Annotated in this window: 20 protein-coding genes; 12 read left to right on the top strand and 8 right to left on the bottom strand. The window is 68.1% G+C overall.

All coding sequences use genetic code 11. From position 1 onward, the window contains the following. Nucleotides 1-4 precede the first annotated feature (4 nt). The gene (locus AAHS21_RS00100) at nt 5-1,348 is read right to left on the bottom strand and encodes a wax ester/triacylglycerol synthase domain-containing protein (protein ID WP_342925730.1); all 1,344 of its coding nucleotides are present in this window, start codon (nt 1,346-1,348) and stop codon (nt 5-7) included. 162 nt (nt 1,349-1,510) lie between these two features. Here AAHS21_RS00100 and AAHS21_RS00095 point away from each other — a divergent pair, with 162 nt between their 5' ends. Beyond that, nucleotides 1,511-4,810 carry an error-prone DNA polymerase gene (locus AAHS21_RS00095; RefSeq protein ID WP_342925729.1) on the top strand — a complete coding sequence of 1,100 codons (3,300 nt, stop codon included), beginning with the start codon at nt 1,511-1,513 and terminating at the stop codon, nt 4,808-4,810. A gap of 107 nt (nt 4,811-4,917) precedes the next feature. Here the strand turns inward: AAHS21_RS00095 and AAHS21_RS00090 are convergent, their stop codons facing one another. Then, a complete protein-coding gene (locus AAHS21_RS00090; protein WP_342925728.1) occupies nt 4,918-5,331 on the bottom strand; it encodes a TIGR03667 family PPOX class F420-dependent oxidoreductase in 414 nt (137 codons plus the stop codon). A 23-nt stretch (nt 5,332-5,354) separates the two neighbouring features. Here AAHS21_RS00090 and AAHS21_RS00085 point away from each other — a divergent pair, with 23 nt between their 5' ends. Next, nucleotides 5,355-5,999: a nitroreductase family protein gene (locus tag AAHS21_RS00085; protein ID WP_342925727.1), complete on the top strand. Its 645-nt coding sequence runs from the start codon at nt 5,355-5,357 to the stop codon at nt 5,997-5,999. Here the strand turns inward: AAHS21_RS00085 and AAHS21_RS00080 are convergent, their stop codons facing one another. Together AAHS21_RS00080 and AAHS21_RS00075 are read right to left on the bottom strand one after the other, a co-directional pair. Then, the gene (locus AAHS21_RS00080; RefSeq protein WP_342925726.1) at nt 6,000-6,326 is read right to left on the bottom strand and encodes a YciI family protein; all 327 of its coding nucleotides are present in this window, start codon (nt 6,324-6,326) and stop codon (nt 6,000-6,002) included. Nucleotides 6,327-6,362: 36 nt separating this feature from the next. Further along, nucleotides 6,363-6,827 (bottom strand): tRNA (cytidine(34)-2'-O)-methyltransferase, encoded by a 465-nt coding sequence (locus AAHS21_RS00075; RefSeq protein ID WP_342925725.1) that lies wholly within the window; start codon nt 6,825-6,827, stop codon nt 6,363-6,365. A gap of 31 nt (nt 6,828-6,858) precedes the next feature. Between AAHS21_RS00075 and AAHS21_RS00070 the strand changes: the two genes are divergently transcribed. The 6 genes from AAHS21_RS00070 (at nt 6,859) to AAHS21_RS00045 (ending at nt 12,311) form a co-directional block, all read left to right on the top strand. Further along, on the top strand, nt 6,859-7,464 hold the full coding sequence (locus AAHS21_RS00070; protein WP_342925724.1) for a class I SAM-dependent methyltransferase: 606 nt from the start codon (nt 6,859-6,861) through the stop codon (nt 7,462-7,464). 180 nt (nt 7,465-7,644) lie between these two features. Further along, nucleotides 7,645-10,404, top strand: coding sequence for an ATP-binding protein (locus AAHS21_RS00065; protein ID WP_342925723.1), 2,760 nt, complete (start codon nt 7,645-7,647; stop codon nt 10,402-10,404). After that, nucleotides 10,401-10,802: a serine protease inhibitor gene (locus AAHS21_RS00060; RefSeq protein WP_342925722.1), complete on the top strand. Its 402-nt coding sequence runs from the start codon at nt 10,401-10,403 to the stop codon at nt 10,800-10,802. Before AAHS21_RS00065 ends, AAHS21_RS00060 begins: the two co-directional genes overlap by 4 nt. A gap of 6 nt (nt 10,803-10,808) precedes the next feature. Then, entirely contained in the window at nt 10,809-11,183 is a 375-nt protein-coding gene (locus AAHS21_RS00055; protein WP_342925721.1) for a DUF742 domain-containing protein, read from the top strand. Continuing rightward, entirely contained in the window at nt 11,164-11,736 is a 573-nt protein-coding gene (locus AAHS21_RS00050; RefSeq protein ID WP_342925720.1) for an ATP/GTP-binding protein, read from the top strand. The genes AAHS21_RS00055 and AAHS21_RS00050 overlap by 20 nt, the downstream gene beginning before the upstream one ends. Before the next feature lie 5 nt (nt 11,737-11,741). After that, the gene (locus AAHS21_RS00045; protein ID WP_342926516.1) at nt 11,742-12,311 is read left to right on the top strand and encodes a pentapeptide repeat-containing protein; all 570 of its coding nucleotides are present in this window, start codon (nt 11,742-11,744) and stop codon (nt 12,309-12,311) included. A 12-nt stretch (nt 12,312-12,323) separates the two neighbouring features. Here AAHS21_RS00045 and AAHS21_RS00040 read toward each other — a convergent pair whose 3' ends face one another. The 3 genes from AAHS21_RS00040 to AAHS21_RS00030 all read right to left on the bottom strand — a co-directional run bounded on the left by AAHS21_RS00040 (nt 12,324) and on the right by AAHS21_RS00030 (nt 18,771). After that, on the bottom strand, nt 12,324-14,816 hold the full coding sequence (locus AAHS21_RS00040; RefSeq protein WP_342925719.1) for an ATP-binding cassette domain-containing protein: 2,493 nt from the start codon (nt 14,814-14,816) through the stop codon (nt 12,324-12,326). 4 nt (nt 14,817-14,820) lie between these two features. Then, nucleotides 14,821-17,481: an ATP-binding cassette domain-containing protein gene (locus AAHS21_RS00035; RefSeq protein ID WP_342925718.1), complete on the bottom strand. Its 2,661-nt coding sequence runs from the start codon at nt 17,479-17,481 to the stop codon at nt 14,821-14,823. 75 nt (nt 17,482-17,556) lie between these two features. Further along, nucleotides 17,557-18,771: an NADH:flavin oxidoreductase gene (locus tag AAHS21_RS00030; RefSeq protein ID WP_342925717.1), complete on the bottom strand. Its 1,215-nt coding sequence runs from the start codon at nt 18,769-18,771 to the stop codon at nt 17,557-17,559. Between the two features lie 117 nt (nt 18,772-18,888). On the opposite strand from AAHS21_RS00030, the gene AAHS21_RS00025 reads away from it, so the two are divergent. Both AAHS21_RS00025 and AAHS21_RS00020 read left to right on the top strand, forming a co-directional pair. Next, complete coding sequence (locus AAHS21_RS00025) at nt 18,889-19,734, top strand: bifunctional methylenetetrahydrofolate dehydrogenase/methenyltetrahydrofolate cyclohydrolase (protein ID WP_342925716.1); 846 nt, start codon at nt 18,889-18,891, stop codon at nt 19,732-19,734. After that, entirely contained in the window at nt 19,731-20,015 is a 285-nt protein-coding gene (locus AAHS21_RS00020; RefSeq protein WP_342925715.1) for a DUF3017 domain-containing protein, read from the top strand. Before AAHS21_RS00025 ends, AAHS21_RS00020 begins: the two co-directional genes overlap by 4 nt. Here the strand turns inward: AAHS21_RS00020 and AAHS21_RS00015 are convergent. Then, nucleotides 20,012-20,563: a DUF732 domain-containing protein gene (locus tag AAHS21_RS00015; RefSeq protein WP_342925714.1), complete on the bottom strand. Its 552-nt coding sequence runs from the start codon at nt 20,561-20,563 to the stop codon at nt 20,012-20,014. The genes AAHS21_RS00020 and AAHS21_RS00015 overlap by 4 nt on opposite strands. Before the next feature lie 270 nt (nt 20,564-20,833). Between AAHS21_RS00015 and AAHS21_RS00010 the strand changes: the two genes are divergently transcribed. Continuing rightward, entirely contained in the window at nt 20,834-22,276 is a 1,443-nt protein-coding gene (locus tag AAHS21_RS00010) for an FAD-binding oxidoreductase (protein ID WP_342925713.1), read from the top strand. Nucleotides 22,277-22,435: 159 nt separating this feature from the next. Next, a partial coding sequence (locus AAHS21_RS00005; RefSeq protein ID WP_342925712.1) for a DUF222 domain-containing protein occupies nt 22,436-22,833 on the top strand: 398 nt, incomplete at its 3' end.

The following is a 22,833-nucleotide window of genomic DNA, read 5'->3' as shown; positions in this document are numbered from 1 at the left end:
CGGGTCAGTGTCGCGCTCGCGCGGTCGGGTGCGCGCGGGGCACGCCGCCCCGCAGCGTGCCGGCCCGGCGCTTACGGCGATCCTTGGTGAACAGCAGGACGGAGTCTTGGCTCAGTGCCGTCAGTCGCGCCATCTCGCGTTCGATGCCGCTGGCGAGCTGCTGGAGTTCGGGGGCGGCGTCGTAATCGGCGGTGATCCCGAAGATCAGCTCGTCGCCGTAGCTCAGCACCGCGACTCCGCTGGACAGCTGCGAAGCCGTCGGCGGGATCGGCAGCAGGCGTTCCACGGTTGCGCCCATCAGCCCCAACCGGTACCGAGGCCCCGGCGCATTGGTGGCCAGCGTCACGATGCCAGGTTGTGGGAGTCGGCTCATCACCAATCGAACTGCCTTGGCGCACAAGGTGAATGGCATGGAACTGGTTGCCAGATCCACGATGCTGGTGGATTGCCGCACGGGCGCCGGCTGGTTCAAGCTGCTGTGCACAATTCGCAGGCGTTGCACCGGATCGTCATGCTCGACAGGCAGATACGTCTTCTCCAGGGTGCGCAACGAACCCGCGCGCGGTTGTTCGCCGCGGTGTAGCAGTACGGTCCGGAAGCCCTCGGTGATGGCGGCGAGCGCGACGTCGTTGGTGCTCACCCGGAACTTGCCGCAGACCGCGTCGACGGCGGCGAGGGGAACGCGCACCGTGCTGTAGCGCCGCATCGTGACCGCCGGGCCGGCCGACGAAGCACGGGCCGCCGACCAGACCGTCTCGGCCAGCGTGCTGGTGACGGTGGTTGCGGCGGTCGAGGCTCGCCAGAGCGTCTCGGCCCAGCCCCGCTTCGGGGCTGGGGTCGAATCATCCTCGGGTACAACGTGGTTGGCGAATATCTCGTTGTCGGCGTCGTCGCACAGCCTGGTGAGCAGGTGGGCCGCTGGCGTGGCGTCGGCAAGGTGGTGGTGAACCTTCATCAGGATCGCCCACTTGCCGCTCAGTCCCTCGATGACCCAGCACTCCCACAGCGGCCGGTCCAGTTCGACGGGGCGTTCCAGGGCGTGGGCGATGGCTCGAGACAGGTCGGCTTCATCGCCGGGGCGGGGAACCGCGACCCGGCGCAGGTGATGGGCGAGGTCGAAACCCGGATCGTCGGTCCAGTGCTGGGTACCGCTGAACGGATGTGTCCGCAACACCTGGGTGCATCGCGGTATCGACTGAATGCGTTCTGCCAGAAGCGCTTTGAGGCGTCCCAGGTTCGGAACGGCGCCGTCGACGATGGCGACCGCGCCCGTCGCCGTACTTGCCTGCCGGTCAGGGTCCGCCGCAGTGCGAAAGCCCGAATCCAATGCCGTGGTCAGCTGTACCATTTTCAGTTCCCGCCCTAGTTGCCCCGTACCAGTATCGGTCGCCACGCCCCCGTCGCGGTAGATCCCAGTCCGTTAAGACTGTGTTTAGAAGTTGAAGACCCGTTTAACAACCGCTTTAACAACCCCGCACTAAATCGAACATGCGTTCGATACACTGTGCGTGTGGGTTTTAGCAATGAGCCGCGGAGCTGGGCGGAACTCGAGCGGCTGCTCGACGGCAAGCCGCGCCATGCCGGCGCGCCCACCCCATCCGGCCCGGCGCATGAGGCCCCCTTCTCGCACAAGCGTCCGGCCTATCGACCACCGGACGGTGGCCGCACGGCCCGTCCGTCGGCCGCTCATTCCGTTTCGTATGCCGAGCTGCACGCGCATTCGGCATACAGCTTTCTGGACGGCGCCAGCACGCCCGAGGAGTTGGTCGAGGAGGCCGCCCGGCTGGATCTGCGGGCGCTGGCGCTGACCGACCACAACGGTTTGTACGGGGCGGTGCGGTTCGCCGAGGCCGCCGCCGAACTCGACATACGCACCGTGTTCGGTGCCGAGCTGTCTTTGGGGCCCGGCGCTCGTACCGAGAACCCGGATCCACCCGGCCCGCACCTGCTGGTGCTGGCCCGCGGCCCGGAGGGTTACCGGCGGCTGTCGCGGCAGCTGGCCGCGGCGCATCTGGCCGGCGGTGCGAAGGGCAAGCTGCGCTTCGACATCGACACGCTGACCGAAGCCGCGGGCGGGCATTGGCACATCCTGACGGGATGCCGTAAAGGCCATGTCCGCCAAGCGCTTTCCGATGGCGGGCCGGACGCCGCGGCGGCGGCGCTGGCCGACCTGGTGGACCGCTTCGGCGCGGGCCGGGTCAGCATCGAGTTGACCCATCACGGCCAGCCGCTCGACGACGAACGCAACGCGACATTGGCGGGGATGGCGCCGCGGTTCGGGGTCGGCGTCGTCGCGACCACCGCAGCACATTTCGCTCACCCGTCGCGCCGGCGGCTGGCCATGGCGATGGGCGCGATCCGGGCCCGGCAGTCACTGGAATCGGCCGCCGGATGGCTGGCTCCGCTGGGTGGCTCACACCTGCGGTCCGGCGAGGAGATGGCCCGGCTGTTCGCGCGGCGGCCCGAGGTGGTGACCGCCGCGGCCGAACTCGGCGAGCAGTGCGCGTTCGGGCTGGCATTGATCGCGCCTTCGCTGCCACCGTTCGACGTGCCAGACGGATACACCGAGGACAGCTGGTTGCGGCAGTTGGTGATGGCGGGCGCACGCGACCGCTACGGGCTCCCCGAGAGCGCGCCGCGCGCCTACGCCCAGATCGAGCATGAGTTGAAAGTCATTGCCCAACTGAGGTTTCCGGGCTATTTCCTGGTGGTGCACGATATAGCCCGGTTCTGCCGGTGCAACAACATCCTGTGCCAGGGCAGGGGATCGGCGGCCAACTCCGCGGTCTGTTACGCCCTGGGTGTCACCGCGGTCGATCCGGTGGTCAACGAGTTGTTGTTCGAGCGTTTCTTATCACCGGCCCGCGACGGGCCGCCCGACATCGACATGGACATCGAGTCGGATCAGCGCGAAAAGGTCATCCAGTACGTCTACGACAAATACGGCCGCGACTATGCCGCCCAGGTTGCCAACGTCATCACCTACCGAAGCAAGATCGCGGTGCGCGACATGGCGCGCGCCCTGGGTTACTCGCAGGGACAGCAGGACGCCTGGAGCAAGCAGATCAGCCACTGGAACGGGCTTGCCGACTCGTCCGACATCGAGGACATCCCGGAACAGGTGATCGACCTGGCAATCCAGATCCGGAACCTGCCGCGGCACATGGGCATTCACTCCGGCGGCATGGTGATCTGCGACCGCCCGATCGCCGACGTGTGCCCGGTGGAGTGGGCGCGGATGGAGAATCGCAGCGTCCTGCAATGGGACAAGGACGACTGTGCGGCCATCGGTTTGGTGAAGTTCGACCTACTCGGTCTGGGTATGCTCTCGGCGCTGCACTACGCGAAAGACCTGGTGGCCGAACACAAAGGCATCGAGGTCGACCTGGCCCGCCTCGATCTCTCCGAGGCGGGCGTGTACGAGATGCTGCAGCGCGCCGATTCCGTCGGGGTGTTCCAGGTGGAGTCGCGCGCACAGATGGCCACCCTGCCCAGGCTGCGGCCGCGGATCTTCTACGACCTGGTGGTCGAGGTCGCACTGATCCGGCCCGGGCCCATCCAGGGCGGGTCGGTGCACCCCTACATCCGGCGGCGCAACGGCATCGACCCGGTGGTCTACGATCATCCGTCCATGGAGCCGGCGCTGCGAAAGACGCTGGGAGTGCCGCTTTTTCAGGAGCAGCTGATGCAGCTCGCGGTCGACTGCGCCGGCTTCTCGGCCGCCGAGGCCGATCAGCTGCGCCGCGCCATGGGGTCCAAGCGTTCGACCGAGCGGATGCAACGGCTGCGTGGCAGGTTCTACGAGGGCATGCGCGCATTGCACGGCGCCACCGACGAGGTGATCGACCGGACCTATGAAAAGCTGGAAGCGTTCGCCAATTTCGGCTTTCCGGAAAGTCATGCGCTGTCCTTCGCGTCGCTGGTGTTCTACTCGTCGTGGTACAAGCTGCACCACCCGGCCGCGTTCTGTGCCGCGCTGCTGCGTGCCCAACCGATGGGGTTCTATTCACCGCAGTCGCTGGTGGCCGATGCGCGCCGACACGGCGTGCTGGTGCACGGCCCGGACGTCAACGCCAGCCTGGCGCACGCCACGCTGGAAAACGCCGGCACCGAGGTCCGCCTCGGGCTGGGTGCGGTCCGTCATATCGGCGACGACCTCGCCGAACAACTGGTCCAGGAGCGAAAAGCCAACGGCGCGTTCATATCTCTGCTTGACCTGACCACCCGGTTGCAGCTCTCGGTGCCGCAGACCGAAGCGCTGGCGACGGCCGGGGCGCTGGGCTGCTTCGGGACATCGCGGCGCGAGGCGTTGTGGGCGGCCGGAGCCGCCGCCACCCAACGGCCGGACCGGTTGCCCGGCGTGGGTTCGTCGTCGCACATCCCGGCGCTGCCCGGAATGAGCGAGCTGGAACTGGCCGCCGCCGACGTGTGGGCCACCGGTATCTCCCCGGACAGCTACCCGACCCAGTTCTTGCGGGCCGACCTGAACGCGATGGGGGTGGTGCCCGCCGACGAGCTGCTCGACGTGCCCGACGGCGACCGCGTGCTGATCGCCGGTGCGGTGACCCATCGGCAGCGACCCGCCACGGCGCAGGGGGTGACGTTCATCAACCTCGAGGACGAGACCGGAATGGTCAACGTGCTCTGCACGCCCGGGGTGTGGGCGCGACACCGCAAGCTCGCGAACACGGCACCGGCGCTGCTGGTGCGCGGTCAGGTCCAAAATGCCAGCGGCGCAGTCACCGTCGTGGCCGAGCGGTTGGGCCGCATCACCCTGGCCGTCGGCTCCAAGTCGCGCGACTTCCGCTAGAAATCCCGCGACCCGCAGAGACCCGCGCCGAACGTGCACTGGCGGCGAGGTTTTGGCGGCGCGATTCCGCCCGACGGGCCGCCTCCTCCGCCCTAGCGACCCCGGGCTCAGCCCGTCGGCGTCGTCCACACCTTCGTCGGCGTGATCCTCAGTCGCGTGCTGAACGCGTCCATCGATATGCCCTCGGCCTCTAACTGCTCCGCGGCCGCGCTGTACTTGGCCCAGTAGGGCTCGTCGTCTCGACAATTCACGTCGACCGCATCGACCCTCGCGATTCCCCCGATCACGATGATGCCGCCGCCGTTGCCGTCGGAATCCAGGTTCAGGCTCACCTGCGGGTGCGCCTCGATGTGGGCGACCTTGCCGGCCTGGGGCATGGAGTACACCGTCAGCTCCGCGCCGTCGAAGTAGAACCAGATCAGCCGGGGGACCGGCTGACCCGATTTGGCGACGGTCGTCAGCCAGCCAAAGTTGTCGGATGTCAGCCTGCTGGAAACTTCTTGTGTCAGTTCGACGCTCATGAAACCGAATGTAGCCTCCACCTATGACCCTCAACTTGTCGTTCGACGAAGTCCTCACCACCACCCGCTCGGTACGCAAGCGCCTCGACTTCGACAAGCCGGTGTCTCGCGAGGTCCTGATGGAATGCCTCGAGCTGGCGTTGCAGGCGCCGACCGGTTCCAACTCGCAGGGTTGGCAGTGGGTGTTCGTCGAGGACGCCGAGAAGAAGAAGGCGATCGGCGAGATCTACCTGTCGCACGCCCAGCCCTACCTGTCCGCGCCGAAACCCGATTACGGCGAAGGCGACACCCGCAGCGAGCGGATGCCCAAGGTCGTGGACTCGGCGATGTATCTCGCCGAGCACATCCACGAGGCGCCGGTGCTGATGATCCCGTGCATCGCGGGCCGCGAAGGCAAGTCGCCACTGGGCGGCGTCTCGTTCTGGGCGTCGCTGTTCCCGGCGGTCTGGAGCTTCTGCCTGGCGCTGCGCTCCCGCGGGCTGGGCTCCTGCTGGACGACGCTGCACCTGCTCGGCGACGGCGAGCGCAAGGCCGCCGAGGTGCTCGGCATCCCGTACGAGGAGTTCAGCCAGGGTGGGCTGTTCCCGATCGCCTACACCAAAGGCACCGACTTCCGCCCGGCCAAGCGGTTGCCGGGCGAGACCTTGACGCACTGGAATACCTGGTAGTCAGGGCTGTAGCGGCCAGACCTCGACGACCCCGTACGCCATCGCGCACGGAGTCTGGCTCACCCGCTCGATCGCCGCGTCGAGATCGTCAGCCTCGATCACCGCGAACCCCGCGATCGGCAGTGTCGATCGCAGGAATGCGCCCGGCTCGACGCTCGGCCCCGCGCCGTCGTGATTGCGTACCTGGACGGGATCGCCGGCGCGACCGATCAGCGCTCCGGACGCACTGAGTTCGTCATCGCGGGTGTGCGCGGCCCGTCGACGGTCGTCACTCAATTGGCGGTATCCGGCCTCGTTGCCGTATCCGATCGTGATGAAGGTGGGCATATCAAGGCTGACTCGCGCCCGGCCCCGGACTCATCGCTACACCGCGCCGGGATAGCCGTGCTGGCGCCAGGCCTCGTAGATTGCGATCGCCGCGGCATTGGACAGGTTCAGCGACCGACGGCCGGCCAGCATCGGGATGCGTACCTGGCCGGTGACGTGGCTGTCGGCCAGGGTTTGTGCGTCCAGCCCGTCGGGTTCCGGACCGAACATCAGCACATCACCGGGTTGATAGGCGACGTCGGCGAACGATGTCGGCGCATGCGCGGTGAACGCGTACACCCGCGCCGGCCTCAAGACCTCCCACGCGGCCTGCAGCGTCGCGTGCACGGTGACCGAGGCGAGGTCGTGGTAGTCCAATCCGGCGCGGCGCACCTTGGATTCGGAGAGGTCGAAGCCCATCGGCTCAACCAGATGCAATTCGGCGCCGGTGGCCGCGGCCGTCCGGATGGCGTTGCCCGTGTTGGGTGCGATGCGCGGCGAGTAGAACAGCAGCCGGAACACACGGCCATCTTCACACGGCGATAATTGCGGCATGGTCGAGCAGAGCATCTGGATGCGCAAGGTTGCGGCCGATCCGGGACACTCGGACTGGTACATCGAGCGCTTCCGGTCCATGGCCCGCGACGGCAAGGATCTGGTCGGCGAGGCCCGCATGATCGACGCCATGGTGCCCCGCGGCGCCCGCATCCTCGACGCCGGCTGCGGCCCCGGACGGGTGGGTGGCTATCTGGCCACGGTCGGTCATCAGGTCGTCGGCGTCGACGTTGACCCGGCGCTGATCGCCGCGGCCGCGCAGGACTATCCGGGCCCGCAGTGGCTGGTCGGCGATCTCGCCGAGCTGGACTTGCCCGCGCGCGGCATCGCCGAACCTTTCGACGTGATCGTGTCCGCCGGCAACGTGATGGCGTTCCTCGCGCCGAGTACTCGCGGGCAGGTGCTAAAGCGGCTACGCGCCCACCTCGCCGACGACGGTCGAGCGGTGATCGGATTCGGCGCCGGGCGCGACTACGAGTTCGCCGATTTTCTTCAGCACGCGGCGGCCGCCGGGTTCGCTCCCGATGTGCTGCTGTCCAGTTGGGATCTGCGACCGTTCACCGACGACTCCGACTTCCTCGTCGCGCTCCTGCGGGCCGCGTAGGCCCTGGCTATCTGCTCAGTAACGATTCTGGTGAGCTGGGCCTCGGGCTGTCATACTCGTCGAATTGCCACGCGTTTACCGCTCGCGCGTCGTGGCGCGGGGGGAGCGGAATAACAGCAGGAAGTTCATGAGCCTCTCGTTTCTTTCGATGCGCGGTGTCGGCGCAGCGGCCGGTACCACATGACGATGTTCAACCGCCCGGCCAGTTCGCCCGGGGCGGCACCCACCGGGTTGGCCCAGGCCAAGTCCCGCGCGGCGGCACCGGCGAAACGTCCGCCGGCCTGGTCGCCCAGCAATTGGCCGGTCGGGTGGAAGGTGCTGGCGATTGTGCTGGTCCCGCTTACTCTGGCGGCGATTTTCGGCGGGCTGCGCGTCAACACAGCCATGTCGAGCTCCAGCGGCCTACGGTTGGCCGCCGCGCGCGCCGACTTGCTGCCGGCACTCACCAAATACATGTCGGCACTGGACGTCGCCCTGTTGGCGAACTCCACCGGGCGCGACATCGAGGGCGCGAAGAAGAACTATGACGCCCGCAAGGGTGAGCTGCAGACCCGGCTGGCGGACACCGACGTCACTCCCGATGTCCGCACGGGAGTGGGCACGCTGCTGGGCGGCGGTCAGTCGCTGCTGGACAAGGTGAGCGACAACAGCATCGGGGTGCGGGACCGGGTGACCACCTATGCGCCGCTGCTGTTGACGGCCGAGGACGTCATCAACGCGTCGGTGCAGGTGGACGACGAGCAGATCCGGGCGCAGGCACAGGGTTTGAGCCGGGCGGTCGGGGCCCGCGGCCAGATGACGATGCAGGAGATCCTGGTGACCCGCGGCGCCGACCTGCCCGAGCCGCAGTTGCGCACCTCGATGATCACCCTGGCCGGCACCGAGCCGTCCACGCTGTTCGGGATGAGCCAGGTGCTCGGTGTCGGCTCGCAGGAAGCCAAGACGCTGCAGCAGCAGATGGTGACCCGGATGGCGATCATGTCCGATCCGGCCGCCGTGCTCGTCGACAACCCGGACCTGCTGCGCTCGATCCAGGCCACCGACGCCATCGCCGAGCAAGTCGTCACCGACGCCACCGCGTCCGTGACGAAGTCGGTGCACACCCAGGCCGACGATCGGCGCAACTCCGCGATCGTCGACGGCGTTCTGGTGCTGGCCGCCATCGTGATCGCACTGCTCATCGTGCTGCTGATGGCGCGCGCGCTGGTGGTGCCGCTGCGGGTGTTGCGCGACGGCGCGCTCAAGGTCGCCCACACCGACCTCGAGGAGGAGATCGCCCGGGTCAAAGCCGGTGAGGCCGAACCGATTCCGGCTCCGCTGCCGGTATACACCACCGAGGAGATCGGGCAGGTCGCGCACGCGGTCGACGAGCTGCACACCCAGGCGCTACTGCTGGCCGGTGATGAGGCGCGGTTGCGACTGCTGGTCAACGACATGTTCGAGACGATGTCGCGGCGCAGCCGCTCGCTGGTCGACCAGCAGCTGTCGCTGATCGACCGGCTGGAGCGCAACGAAGAGGATCCGGAGCGTCTGGACAGCCTGTTCCGGCTGGATCACCTGGCGGCGCGGCTGCGTCGCAACAGCGCCAACCTGCTGGTGCTCGCCGGTGCGCAGCTGGCCCGCGACCAGCGCGACCCGGTTCCGCTGTCGACGGTGATCAGTGCGGCCGTCTCCGAGGTCGAGGACTATCGCCGGGTCGAGCTGGGTGAGTTGCCCGACTGCATGCTGGTCGGCGCGGCGGCCGGTGGCGCGATCCATCTGTTCGCCGAGCTGATCGACAACGCCCTGCGCTACTCGCCGCCGTCGACGTATGTCCGGATCTCCGGGGCCCGCGGCGGCTTGGATCCTCAAGGCGGCGTGGTGTTGCGGATCGCCGACTCCGGCTTGGGCATGAACGATTCCGATCGCCGGATGGCCAACATGCGTCTGCAGGCCGGCGGCGAGGTCACCCGCGACCCCGTTCCAGAGAACGCCCGCCACATGGGACTTTTCGTGGTGGGGCGGATCGCCGCGCGGCACGGTATCCGGGTCGGGCTGCGGGGTCCGGCGACCGGGGAGGCGGGCACCGGCACGACCGCCGAGGTCTACCTGCCACCGGCGGTGCTGGAGGGCGTCGCCGGCGGCCCGGCCGAAATCTCGGCGGAGCCGCGCGAACGGATCCGGGCGGTCTCGTCGCCGAGTGCCAAGCTGGCCAGCGCAGCGCCGGACCACGGCAACCCCGCGACGCGTCAACGCCCCGTCGCGGCCACTCCCGGCAACGGCGCCGGCGAGGCGCCACCGATCTCGTTGCTGCCCCGCCGCAGCCCCGGCTCCAGCGGCATCACCGACGTGCCCGCCGCACCCGCCGCCCAGCCGCCGCTGCCCAAGCGCCGGCGTGAACTGGCCACTGCGTGGTGGGAGAACGAGAACCAGCCACGCCCCAAGGCGCCAACCCCGCAGCCGACTCCCAAGCCAACCCCGAAGCCGGCCCCGGCGGTATCGGACACCTCGGCGTTCTTCGCCGCGCGGTCGCGCGGGACCGGGGCCCCGCCACCTGCCCGGGCCCCTAGACCGAGCCCTCCCGCGGCCGGCCCGTCCAAGGACGACGTGATCTATCGGCGGATGCTCTCGGAGATGATGGGTGACCCGCACGACCTGGTCGACAGCCCCGACCTGGACTGGCAGTCGGTGTGGGACCGCGGCTGGTCGCTGGCCGCCGAGGCCGACGACAAGCCCGTCGAACAGCGCACCGCCGACCACGGCCTGCCGGTGCGTACGCCCGGAGCCCGGCTGGTGCCCGGCGCGGCCGACGCCGACGATTCCCTCGTAGGATCGAACGGCGGGCTGCACGCGGCCCGCGACCCGGAGGCGGTTCGCGCCTCGTTCAGTAACCACTTCGGCGGCGTGCGCAGCGGACGGTCACACGCCCGCCACTCGAGTCAAGGACCCGATGAGCAATGACGTCTGCAGGCAGCTCACTGGACTGGCTGGTGACGAAGTTCGCCCGCGAGGTCCCCGGGGTGGCGCATGCCCTGCTGGTGTCCGTCGACGGTCTGCCCATCGCCGCCAGCGAGCTGCTGCCCCGCGAACGAGCCGACCAACTGGCCGCGGTGGCCTCCGGGCTGGCCAGCCTCGCAACCGGTGCCGCGCAGCTGTTTGACGGCGGTCAGGTGCTGCAGTCGGTGGTCGAGATGCAGAACGGCTACTTGTTGTTGATGCGCGTCGGGGATGGGTCACACCTGGCGACGCTGGCCGAGACGTCGTGCGATATCGGTCAGATCGGATACGAGATGGCGATCCTTGTCGAACGGGTGGGCGGCGTCGTGCAGTCCACCCGCCGTTCCGCTAGTCGTTCGTGAGCCGCGATGGACAAACGCGAAGCCGGGCCGCCCGCGCGTGAGGCGAGCCTGGTCCGCCCGTACACCCTGACGGCCGGGCGGACGAACGCGGGCGTCGACATTCCGCTGGAAGCGCCGGTTGAGACGTTGCGGGCCGGGCGGGCGCACCGCTGGCCCGCCGACGATGCGAGAGGCAAGATCATCCAACTGTGCGTGCAGAGCCCGTCCGTCGCCGAGGTGTCGGCCCGGCTGAACCTGCCGATCGGGGTCACGCGCGTGCTGGTCGGTGATCTGGTCCTGTCCGGTTACCTTCGGGTGCACGCAACATTGACCGAGCAGTCGACCCGTGATGAGCGCCACGAACTGATAGGGAGGACCCTGCGTGGCCTCAAAGCACTCTGACTCCGGCGCCAGCGCCTCGACGAAGATCGTCATCGCCGGCGGGTTCGGCGCCGGTAAGACCACGTTCGTCGGGGCGGTCTCGGAGATCATGCCGCTGCGCACCGAGGAGATCGTCACCGACGCCTCGGCCGGCGTCGACATGCTCGAAGCCACCCCCGACAAGCGCACCACCACGGTGGCGATGGACTTCGGCCGGATCACCCTGGACCGCGACCTGGTGCTCTACCTGTTCGGCACGCCCGGCCAGCGGCGGTTCTGGTTCATGTGGGACGACCTGGTGCGCGGTGCCATCGGTGCGATCGTGCTGGTCGACTGCCGCCGGCTGCAGGACAGCTTCGCCGCGGTGGACTTCTTCGAGCACCGCAATCTGCCGTTCCTGATTGCGGTCAACCAATTCGACGGTGCGCCAAGGTATCCCGCTGCGGCGATACGCGAAGCGCTGGCCCTGTCCCCGCACATTCCGGTGATCGGTGTTGACGCCAGGGATCGCCGGTCGGCCACCGATGCGCTGATCGCGATCAGCGAGTACGCACTGCAGAGTCTGACGGCTTGACCGCGGTGCTGCAGTGGGCCGATTGCGAGTTCACCGGCCGCGACTTGCGCGACGAGGACTTGGGCCGGTTGCGCACCGAACGGGTGGTGTTCAACGAATGCGATTTCAGCGGCGCCAACCTGGCCGAGTCGGTGCACCGCGGCTCCGCCTTCCGTAACTGCAAGTTCGAGCGAACAACGCTGTGGCACAGCATGTTTGCGCAGTGCAGCATGCTGGGATCGGTCTTCGTGCAGTGCCGGCTGCGTCCGATCACCTTCGACGAAGTGGATTTCACGCTCGCGGTGCTGGGCGGCAACGACCTGCGCGGCGTCGACCTCAGCGGCTGCCGGCTGCGCGAGACCAGCCTGGTGGAGACCGACCTGCGCAAGGCCGTGCTGCGCGGCGCCGACCTGTCCGGAGCGCGGACCACCGGTACCCGCCTCGACGACGCCGACCTGCGCGGCGCGACAGCCGATCCGGCGTTGTGGCGCACCGCCACCCTGACCGGTGTGCGGGTGGACGTACCCCAGGCGATGGCGTTCGCGTTGGCGCACGGGCTGCGCTTAGACGGGGGCCCAGACGCCAAGTCGGACTAACGGCAAGTCGGACTAACGGCGGAGCCGGATGCGCCACCACACGACGACGGAGTAGATCACCGACAGCGCGCCGAGCATTCCCATGTCGAGCAGCCACGCGCTCTCGGTGTGCGCCCAGTGGCTGTCCTTCGGTCCGATCGGGACCAGCAGCCGCAGGTTCACCGTGGACGCCGACGCCGCGTAGCCCCAGCGCGACGGCATCAGCCAGGACAGCTGGTCGAGGAAGAGCCGGCCGGTCACCGGAATCAGGCCGCCGGCGAGCACCAGCTGCAGCATCAGCGACACCACCAGCAGCGGCATGATCTGCTCGTTGGAGCGCGCGATCGACGACAACACCAGCCCGAGGATCGCCGAGGCCACGCACGTCGCGGCGACCGTGACGAACAGCTCCAAGCTGGCATTACCGAGCAGCACCGCCGGCTGTTTGGGAGCGCCCTTGCCGATCAACACGATGCCGGTCGCGATCGCCGCCTGGATGATCGCGAACGCACAGAACACCGTGATCTTGGCGCAGAGGTAGGCACCGGTGGACAGGCCGACGGCCTGCTCGCGCTGGAAGATCGGGCGTTCGCCGATCAGATCGCGGATCGTCAGCGCCGTACCCATGAAGACGGCGGCGATCGACATCAGCGTCAGGATCTGGGCGGCTTCGTCGGGCGTCTCGCTGTTCGGGTCGCCGATCCCGAAGCCGCTATGGCCGGGAACGGTGAGCGACAGCGCACCCAGAATGAACGGCAACACCGCCAGGAAGGCGAAGTAGGCGCGATCGGAGATGATCAACCGAATCTGGCGCCGCGCGATCGTGGAGAACTGGTGCAGCATGCTGGTGCGCGACGGGGTGCCCAGGTCGGCCGGCGTCTCGGCCCGGATGGGAGGCGTGTGGTCCTGGCGTTCCAGGAACCGGCGGTTGGCCTCGTCGGGATCGGCGCCGACCTTCGCGAAGATCTGGGCCCAGTTGGTGGTGCCCATCGCGTCCCCGATATCGCTGGGTGGGCCGAGGAACGCGATCTTGCCGCCGGGCGCCATCAGCAGCACCTGGTCGCAGACGTCGAGATAGGTCAGCGAGTGCGTGACGACGAGCACGACGCGGCCGGCATCGGCGAGCTGGCGCAGCATCGTCATGACCTGCAGGTCCAGCGCCGGGTCCAGCCCCGAGGTCGGCTCGTCGAGGATCAGCAGCGACGGCCCGGTGAGCAGCTCGAGGGCGACCGAGGCGCGTTTGCGCTGCCCGCCGGAGAGCTTGTCGACCCGAGTCTCGGCGTGCGCGGTCAGGCCCAGCTCCTCGAGCACCTGAGCCACCACCTGTTCGCGGTCGGCCTTGCTGGTGTCCGGCGGCAGCCGCAGCTCGGCCGCATAGCCCAGCGCCTGGTTGACGGTCAGCTGGCGGTGCACGACGTCGTCTTGGGGGACCATCCCGATCCTGCTGCGCAGCGAGGCGTAGGCGGTGTGGATGTTGTGGCCCTCGAAGGTGACCGCGCCCGCGGTCGGGGTGGTGTAGCCGGCGATCAGCCGCGACAGCGTCGACTTGCCGGCGCCCGACCCGCCGATGATGGCCGTCAGCGTGCCGGGCCGGGCCGTCATCGTGATCTGCTGCAGCAGATCCTTGCCGTTGATCGCGAAGCCGACGTCGCGTACCTCCAGGCCGCCGGTGCGGGTCGCCGCGTCCTGGCGACGGGCCAGCAGGCCGGCGCTGAACACCAGGTCGACATTGCCGATCGTGATCACGTCGCCCTCGGAAAGCAGGGCCTGCCCGACCCGCACCCCGTTCACGAACGTTCCGTTGATGCTGTTGGCGTCCCGGATCTCGATGCCGGCCGGGGTCGGCTCCAGGAACGCGTGGTGGCGCGAGGCCAGCACGTCGTGGATGACGATGTCGTTGTCGAGTTCGCGACCGATCCAGGCGGTGCCCCCGGCCGGCGCCTGTACGCCCGACTCGGGTCCGACGATCTTCATCACCCTGGTCGGAAACTGCGACATGTCCGTGCCGGTGGGCTTGGCCACCCGGGTCGCATCGTTCGGGACGGCCTGGGTCGTCACGGTGGGCCGCACGATCGGCACGGCTCGGGTGTGCACCGCGTCGGTGGGCGGGTCCACGTAGGGCGTGTGCTGCGGCGGCACCGGCCGGGCGCCGGGGTCGGCCGGCGGGACCGTCGGAACGGCTTGCGACGTGGGCGGCAGCACGCCCACGTTGCCGCGATGGTGGCCGATCGCCAGGACGATCCGCGGTCCGTCGGGGGCGCCGAGGTTGATGCCCTGGCCGTCGCGGACCTCGACGGTCGGCACCCGCCGTCCGTCGACGAAAATGCCGCCCCGCGAACTGTTGTCGACCGCGACCCAGCTGCCGTGATCGAAGCGCAGTAACAGGTGTGCCCGCGCGACCAGCGGATGCGCTACGCGTAGGTCGGCGCGGACGTCGCTACCGACGATGACGTCGCCGCCGGGAGCGAAACTGACCTCCGATCGGTTGGATCGAACGGTCAGTATCGATTGCGCAGGCGCATTCATCAGTTCAGCGTCGTTTCAGCCGGATCTTCCACCACACGATCGCGCTATAGCTTATGCACAGGACTCCGAGCATGGCCATATCGAACAGCCACGCACTCTTGGTGTGATTCCAGTGCTGGTCTTTGGGGTCCGTCGGCCCCGGGATCAGCCGGTGCGTGTCGATCGTCGACGCCGACGCCGCGAAGCCCCAGCGGGCGGGCGTGACCCACGACAACTGGTCGAGCACGGCCCGGTTGGTTACCCAGATCATGCCGCCGGAGAACACCAGCTGGCTCATGATCGACACCACCAGCATCGGCATGATCTGGTCTTGGGATTGGGCCAGCGCCGACAGCGCCATGCCGAGTAGTGCCGCACCCACACACGTCGCCGCCACGGTGACGAACAGTTCGAAGTTGACGTCGCCCAGGATCACGGCGTTCGAGATCGGCTTGCCCCATCCGATCACCGAGATGATCGTCGCGATCGCGGCCTGGACGATCGCGAACGTCGAGAACACCACGATTTTCGCGCCCATGTAGGCACCCGTGGACAGGCCGACTGCCTGTTCTCGGCGGAAGATGGGCCGCTCGCCGATCAGGTCGCGGATGGTCAGCGCGGTACCCATGAACACCGCACCGACGTTGAGCATCACCAGAATCTGGTCGGGCTGGGCGGGATTATTGCCCAGCGGATCGGACATGCCGTATCCGCTGTTGCCGCGAACCGTGAGGGTCAAAATGCCGATCAGGAACGGCAACAACGCGAGGAACACCGTGTAGCCGCGGTCGGAGATGACCAGCCGTATCTGGCGCCGCGCGATCGTGGAGAACTGTCGAAAGGCGTTGGCGTGCGGCGCTTCACCGAGATCGGCCGCCGGGCTGTGCTCGGACGGCACCTGCGGCAGCTTTTGCTGGTTTTCGGCCAGGAAGCGGCGGTTGGCCTCATCCGGGTCGGCGCCCACCTTGGCGAAGATGTCGGCCCAGTTGGTAGTGCCCATCGCGGCGCCGATCTGGCTGGGCGGACCGAGAAACGCCGTCTTGCCGCCCGGGGCCACCAGCAGCAGCTGATCGCAGACGTCGAGGTAGGACACCGAGTGGGTGACCACCAGCACCACGCGGCCGGCGTCGGCCAGCTGACGCAGCATCATCATCACCTGACGGTCCAGCGCCGGATCCAGACCGGTGGTGGGTTCGTCCAGCAGCAGCAGCGACGGCCCGGTGAGCAATTCGAGGGCCACCGAGGCGCGCTTGCGCTGGCCGCCGGAGAGCTTGTCGACGCGGGTGTCGGCGTGCTTGGTCAGCTCGAGTTCCTCGAGCACCTGGGCCACCACCTGTTCGCGGTCGGCCTTGCTGGTGTCCGGCGGCAGCCGCAGCTCGGCCGCGTAACCCAGCGCCTGGTTGACGGTGAGCTGGCGGTGCACGACGTCGTCTTGGGGGACCATCCCGATCCTGCTGCGCAGCGACGCGTACTCGGTGTGGATGTTGTGGCCCTCGAAGGTCACCGTGCCGGAAGTCGGGCTGGTGTAGCCGGCGATCAGCCGCGACAGCGTCGTCTTGCCGGCGCCGGACCCGCCGATGATCGCGGTCAGGGTCCCGGGGCGGGCGGTCAGCGAGATGTGGTCCAGCAGTTGCTTTTTGCCCTGCTCGACGGTGTAGCAGACCGAGTTCACCTCAAGGCCGCCGGTGCGCGTCGCCGCTTCGGTGCGGCGCACCAGGGTGTCGCGGCTGAAGACGAGGTCGACGTTTCCGATCGTGACGACGTCGCCCTCGGTCAGCACCGCCGAGCCGACGCGGACGCCATTGACGAAGGTCCCGTTGACGCTGTGTGCGTCGCGGATCTCGGTGCCCAGCGGCGTCTGGAGCAAGAACGCGTGATGGCGCGAGGCCAAGACGTCCTGGATGACGATGTCGTTGTCGGTGGCGCGCCCGATCGTCTGCGCGCCGGTGGGTTTGTGCATCGCACCGGACCGGGACGGCAGCAGCGCCTGGAACATCTTGGTCGCCAGATTCCCCACCTCCGGCGCGGCTTTGGGCTCGGCGACGACCGGCGCCATCTGCGTTCGCGGTGCGGCCGGCATCGGCGGGGGAGGCGGGCCGCCGGGCGGTGGGGGGCCATTCGGGGGATAGGCGGGTGGGCGACCCACCGACGTCGGATACACCGGTTGCCCCGGTGGTCCCGGCCGCTGGGCCGGCGCGCCGGGCTGCGGACGTGGCGCGGGACTCCCGCTCCAGGCAGTCTGGCGCCCGGGCGGAGCGGCCAGCGGATGGCCCGGTTGCCCCGACGCCTGTGACGAAGGCCACGCCGTTGCGACGGACGCGGCCGCGGCCGGAATGCCCATCGACTCGGTCCGCGGCGGGCGTCCGGCCATCCCTTGATGGCGCCCGACCTCGAACGTCAGCAGCGGGCCGTCCGGGTTTCCGATGTTGACGCTCTGCCCGTCGTGGATGTCGACGACGGGCACCCTCCTGCCGTTAGCGAAAGTGCCGTTGAGTGAACCGTTGTCGATCGCCAGCCACCGGCCCTGGTCGAAGCGCAGCAACAGGTGAGCGCGTGAAATCAGGGGGTGCGTAATGCGCATGTCGGCCCGGAGATCGCGCCCCACCACCACGTCGTGACCTGCTGCGAAAGTGCGTTCCGACCCGTCGTGCCGGACGGTCAGCGCCGGCGGGGCTGGTGAATTCATCGCCCCAACTCTAGCTCGTGGACCTATTTCCGCTTTTGCACCAACGCGGCACGTCGGGTCGGCTGTGGCCGCGAATCAGCTGTTGTCGGGCGCTCCGGTGACGACGCAGCGGGTGCGCGTGTAGATCGTCGGCATGCACCGATTGCAGTGTGTGCACGCCGAATGGACGCTGTGCTGGGCGCCGTCGGCCGCGAGCCGGTTGATCAGGTCCGGCTCGGCCAGCAGCGCGCGGGCCATCGCGACGAATTCGAATCCCTCGGCCATCGCGAGGTCCATCGTCTCGCGGTTGGTGATGCCGCCGAGCAGGATCAGCGGCATCTTGAGTTCGGCCCGGAACAGCTTGGCGTCGCGCAGCAGATACGCCTCGCGGTAAGGGTATTCGCGCAAGAACTTCGTGCCCGTCATGCGCATGCCCCAGCGCAGCGGCGGCTTGAAGGCGCCGGCGAACTCCTTGATCGGCGCGTCGCCGCGGAACAGATACATCGGGTTGACCAGCGAGCTGCCCGCGGTCAGTTCGATCGCGTCCAGGCCGCCGTCTTCTTCCAGCCATTTGGCGGTGATCAGCGACTCTTCGGTGTTGATGGCGCCGCGCACGCCGTCGGCCATATTGAGCTTGGCCGTGACCGCGATCGGCGTTCCTTCCTTGTCCACCGCGCGGCGAACGGCCATCACGATGCCGCGCGCGACCTTGGCCCGGTTCTCCAAGGAGCCGCCGAATTCGTCGTTGCGACGGTTGATCAACGGCGACAGGAACGAGCTCGCCAAATAGTTGTGCCCCAAATGAATTTCGACCGCGTCGAAGCCGGCTTCCATGGCAAGCCGGACCGCGTTGGCGTGTGCGGTGATCACGTCTTGGATGTCGTCGCGGGTTGCCTTCTTAGCGAACCGCATTCCGATCGGGTTGAAGAACCGCACCGGCGCCAACGCCTTGGCCTTGTTGGACTTGGCGTTCGCGACCGGGCCCGCGTGGCCGATCTGCGCGCTGATCGCCGCACCCTCGGCGTGGATCGCGTCGGTGAGCTTGCGCAATCCGGGTACCGCCTCGGGGCGCATCCAGAGCCCGTTGCCCTCGGTGCGTCCGCCCTGGGAGACGGCGAGGTAGGCGACGGTCGTCATGCCGACCCCGCCGGCCGCCGGCGCGCGGTGGTACTCGATCAGGTCGTCGCTCACCAGAGCGCCGGGCGTGCGTGCTTCGAACGTCGCGGACTTGATGGTCCGGTTGCGCAGCGTGATCGGACCCAGCTTGGCTGGGCTGAATACGTCGGGAATCTGGGGCTGAGCAGATGCCATGCGAGGAGCGTAACGGCGATCGCAAGGGTTGCGAAGTAGGGCGTTGGGGCACCTCCCGCTTGCGGGGGACGGGTCGCCGTCATGAGGCACCGCCCATGACGTGCCAGACTGGCAGGCGTGGGCGCAATCACACTGGACGGCAAGGCCACCCGCGACGAGATCTTCGTCGACCTCAAGGAACGGGTCGCGGCACTCACCGCGGCGGGGCGCACGCCCGGACTGGCCACGATCCTGGTCGGCGATGATCCGGGCTCCCAGGCCTACGTGCGCGGTAAGCATGCCGACTGCGCGAAGGTGGGCATCACCTCGATCCGTCGCGACCTGCCCGCCGACATCTCCACGGCCAAGCTGAACGAGACGATCGACGAGCTCAACGCCAACCCCGACTGCACCGGTTACATCGTGCAGTTGCCGCTGCCCAAGCATCTCGACGAGAACGCCGCGCTGGAGCGCATCGATCCGGCCAAGGACGCCGACGGCTTGCACCCGACGAACCTGGGCCGGCTGGTGCTCAATAATCCGGCCCCGCTTCCATGTACCCCGCGCGGCATCGTGCACCTGCTGCGCCGCTACGACGTCGAGATCGCCGGTGCGCACGTGGTCGTCATCGGCCGCGGCGTCACGGTCGGCCGGCCGCTGGGCCTGCTGCTGACACGGCGCACGGAGAACGCGACAGTAACGTTGTGCCACACCGGAACTCGCGACCTACCGTCGTTGACCAAGCAGGCTGACATCATCGTCGCCGCCGTCGGCGTGCCGCACCTGGTGACCGCCGACATGGTTCGCCCGGGCGCCGCGGTGCTCGACGTCGGCGTCAGCCGGGTGGACGACAAGCTCACCGGCGACGTGCATCCCGACGTGTGGGAGGTCGCCGGTCAGGTGTCGCCGAACCCGGGCGGCATCGGCCCGCTGACCCGGGCATTCCTGCTGACGAACGTGGTCGAGCTGGCCGAGCGACAATGACTTCGGCGAAGACCGCGGCCAAAGCTCAGTGGCCGATCCTGCTGGTCGGGCTGATCTTCGTGACGGCATTCGCGTTGGTGGGCGCCAACTTCTGGCGTCGTGGTTCGCTGCTGATCGGCATTGCCGTCGGTGTCGCCGCGATATTGCGTTTGGTGCTATCGGATGATCGCGCCGGGCTCTTGGCGGTGCGCAGTAAGGGCATTGACTTCATGACGACCGCGACGGTCGGGGCCGCGATGGTCTATATCGCCTGGACCATCGATCCGCTCGGTACGGGTTAGATCCCGGGGCCCGTTATCTGGGGCAGGTTGGTCATCGCGCCGCCGGGCATGTTCGGCATGCCCCCGGGCATCATGCCGCCAGGCGTCATGCCGCCCGGCATGTTCGGCATCACACCGGGCATGTTCGGCATGCCACCGGGCATCATGCCGCCGGGCATGTTGGGCATATTGCCGCTGGCCAAGTTCGCCATCACCTGTGGGCAATACGACTGAATCGCGATCGTGGTGAACATCTGAGCCATCGCCGGTGACATGCCCTGGCGTCGGACGCTGGTGACGGCCCCGGCGAAGCTGCCGCCGGGCTGGGCCAGCATCGGGCAGATGGATTCGCCCACGGCCATCGCGTTGCCGGGCTGGCCGAAGTCGACGCCGGCGTGGTTCAGCGCGTCGATGAAGCTGTCGTCAGCGTTGGCGTCCGCCTCGGCCGGCGGCGAACCAAACGCCGCGGCGACGGCGAGCAGCCCGGCCACCGCGGTCAGCACGCGAAGCGGCAGGGGTTGCTGACGAAACATCCAGACCCAACCATGCGCAGCTGCAACTGCTTTCATGACAGCTTCCCCATCTGTCGCGGAGTGCTCGGAAGGCACTCAAATCACTCTGGCAAGACTGGTCTACGGCTGTCACATTTACGACACGGGGAGATCAAGGTTTGCACACTATGCGTTTCGTGAGCGCGATGCTTCTGAGACATCGGTTATTGCGCGGAAAGCGTTACCGGCGAAGGCGGATCGCGTCCCAGCCAATCGAAGCCACACTGTGATCCGACACCTGCGCCGGCGTCGTGCCCTTCGGTGAGAAATAGTTAAGAATTCGGCATCATGGATCGTGGCATCTCGCGCCAGACGTTTCTGCGTGGCGCCGTTTCAATGTTGGCGTCCGGAGCGGTGCTCGGGACCACGCGGGCTGCCGCCGACCCCGGTGCCGCCGTCGCGAGCTGGAGCGGTTTAGCCTCCACCATCGGCGGCAGTGTCGTGCTGCCGGCCAACGGCGCCCAATTCGTCTCGAGTAAGCAGGTTTTCAACTCGTTCTACAACAACTCCAGCCCCGCGGCGATCGTGGCGGTGTCCTCGCAAGCCGACGTCCAGAAGGCGGTCGCCTTCGCGACGGCGAACAAGCTCAAGGTGGCACCACGCGGCGGTGGGCATTCCTACATCGGCGCATCGAGCGCCAACGGCGCGATGATGCTCGACCTGCGCGGACTGCCGGGCGGTGCGAACCTCGACGGCGGCAACGTCACGGTGACCCCGGCGACGAATCTGTGGGCGGTGCACCAGGTTTGCGCCGGGGCCGGTCGCGGCGTGCCGACCGGCAGTTGTCCCACCGTCGGTGTCGCGGGGCTGACGCTCGGCGGCGGGATCGGCGCAGATTCCCGGCATGCCGGCCTGGCCTGCGACGCGTTGCAGTCGGCCACTGTGGTGCTTCCCAGCGGCGACGTGGTCACCGCGTCCGCCAACGATCATCCGGACCTGTTCTGGGCGCTTCGCGGGGGCGGTGGCGGCAACATGGGGGTGACGACGTCGATGACCTTCGCGACCTTCCCGACCGGCGACACCGACGTGATCCGGCTGGAGTTCGCCCCGTCGTCGGCGGTCCAGGTACTCGTCGGCTGGCAGAACTGGCTGAACGGTGCCGACCGAAACGCTTGGGCCATGGTTGATCTCGCAGTCGGCTCGCCCCAGCCTGACTGCCATATCCTGGCGACCTGCCCTGCCGGCGGCGCGTCCGGCGTGGTCGACGCGATCAAGGCCGCGGTCGGGTTGCAGCCCAGTGCGGTGACCAACAAGACGATGAACCGAATGGACCTCGTGACGTATCTGGCCGGTGGCAGCTCGACTTCGCCGCCGCGGGGTTTCGTGGCCGGATCCGACGTGATCACCACCGTGAATTCTGCTGCGGCGCATGCTATTGCGACCGCGATCGGGCAGTGGCCCGCATCGGCCGGGAAGGCGTCGCTGCTGGTGGATCCGCTCGGTGGTGCCATCGCCGACGTCGCCCCGGGGGATTCGGCGTTTCCGTGGCGCCGGCAGTCCGCGGTCCTGCAGTGGTATGTCGAGCCCGCCGCCAACCAGGTCGCCGCCGCGACGCAGTGGCTGAGTTCAGCGCACCAAGCGGTACAACAGTTTTCGGTCGGCGGTTACGTCAACTATCTGGAGCCCAACTCCCCGGCGGCGCGCTACTTCGGCTCGAATCTGTCGCAACTGACCTCCGTGCGTCAGAAGTACGATCCCAACCAGGTCATGTACTCCGGCCTGAAATTCTGAGGGTGGCCGCCTACCGCAGTGTTTGGACCACCCGGTGATTTGCCCGCCTCGTAGCGACAATCGCCGTTAGTGCACACGGGTGAATTCTCTTGTGTCACTTTCGTTTCAGTAGTCCCTGGGCGGGGTTTTTTGTCGGTGGGTGCCGATAAGTTTCGGGGCATGAGTTCAGGTGTCGTCGCGGATCGAGAGGCCATCACGGTGGCCTTTGATGCGTTGGACGCCGCCCTCGATGCCGTGCTCGGGCTGGACTCCTCGATGCTGGACACCCGCGAACGGCTGGACCGGCTGGCCCGCTACGAGAACGTCCGGCGCCGCCTGTCCGCCGGTGAACACCCACTGATCAACGAACTCCAGCGCGAAGCCTCGCCGGCGGAGTTGGGCGGCAAACTGTCCCACGCGATCGCCGAGGCCACGCTGATCAGCCGCGCCGAAGCCGGTCGCCGGGTACGCGACGCCGCCGATCTAGGCGAGCGGCGCGCGTTGACCGGGGAACCGTTGGCGCCGGTGCTAGCCGCGACCGCCGCCGCCCAACGCGACGGCCGGTTAGGTGTCGAGCA

The sequence above is a fragment of the Mycobacterium sp. 050272 genome, from assembly GCF_039023525.1.
GTDB lineage: Bacteria > Actinomycetota > Actinomycetes > Mycobacteriales > Mycobacteriaceae > Mycobacterium.
This window is presented reverse-complemented; position numbering and strand designations above follow the sequence as displayed.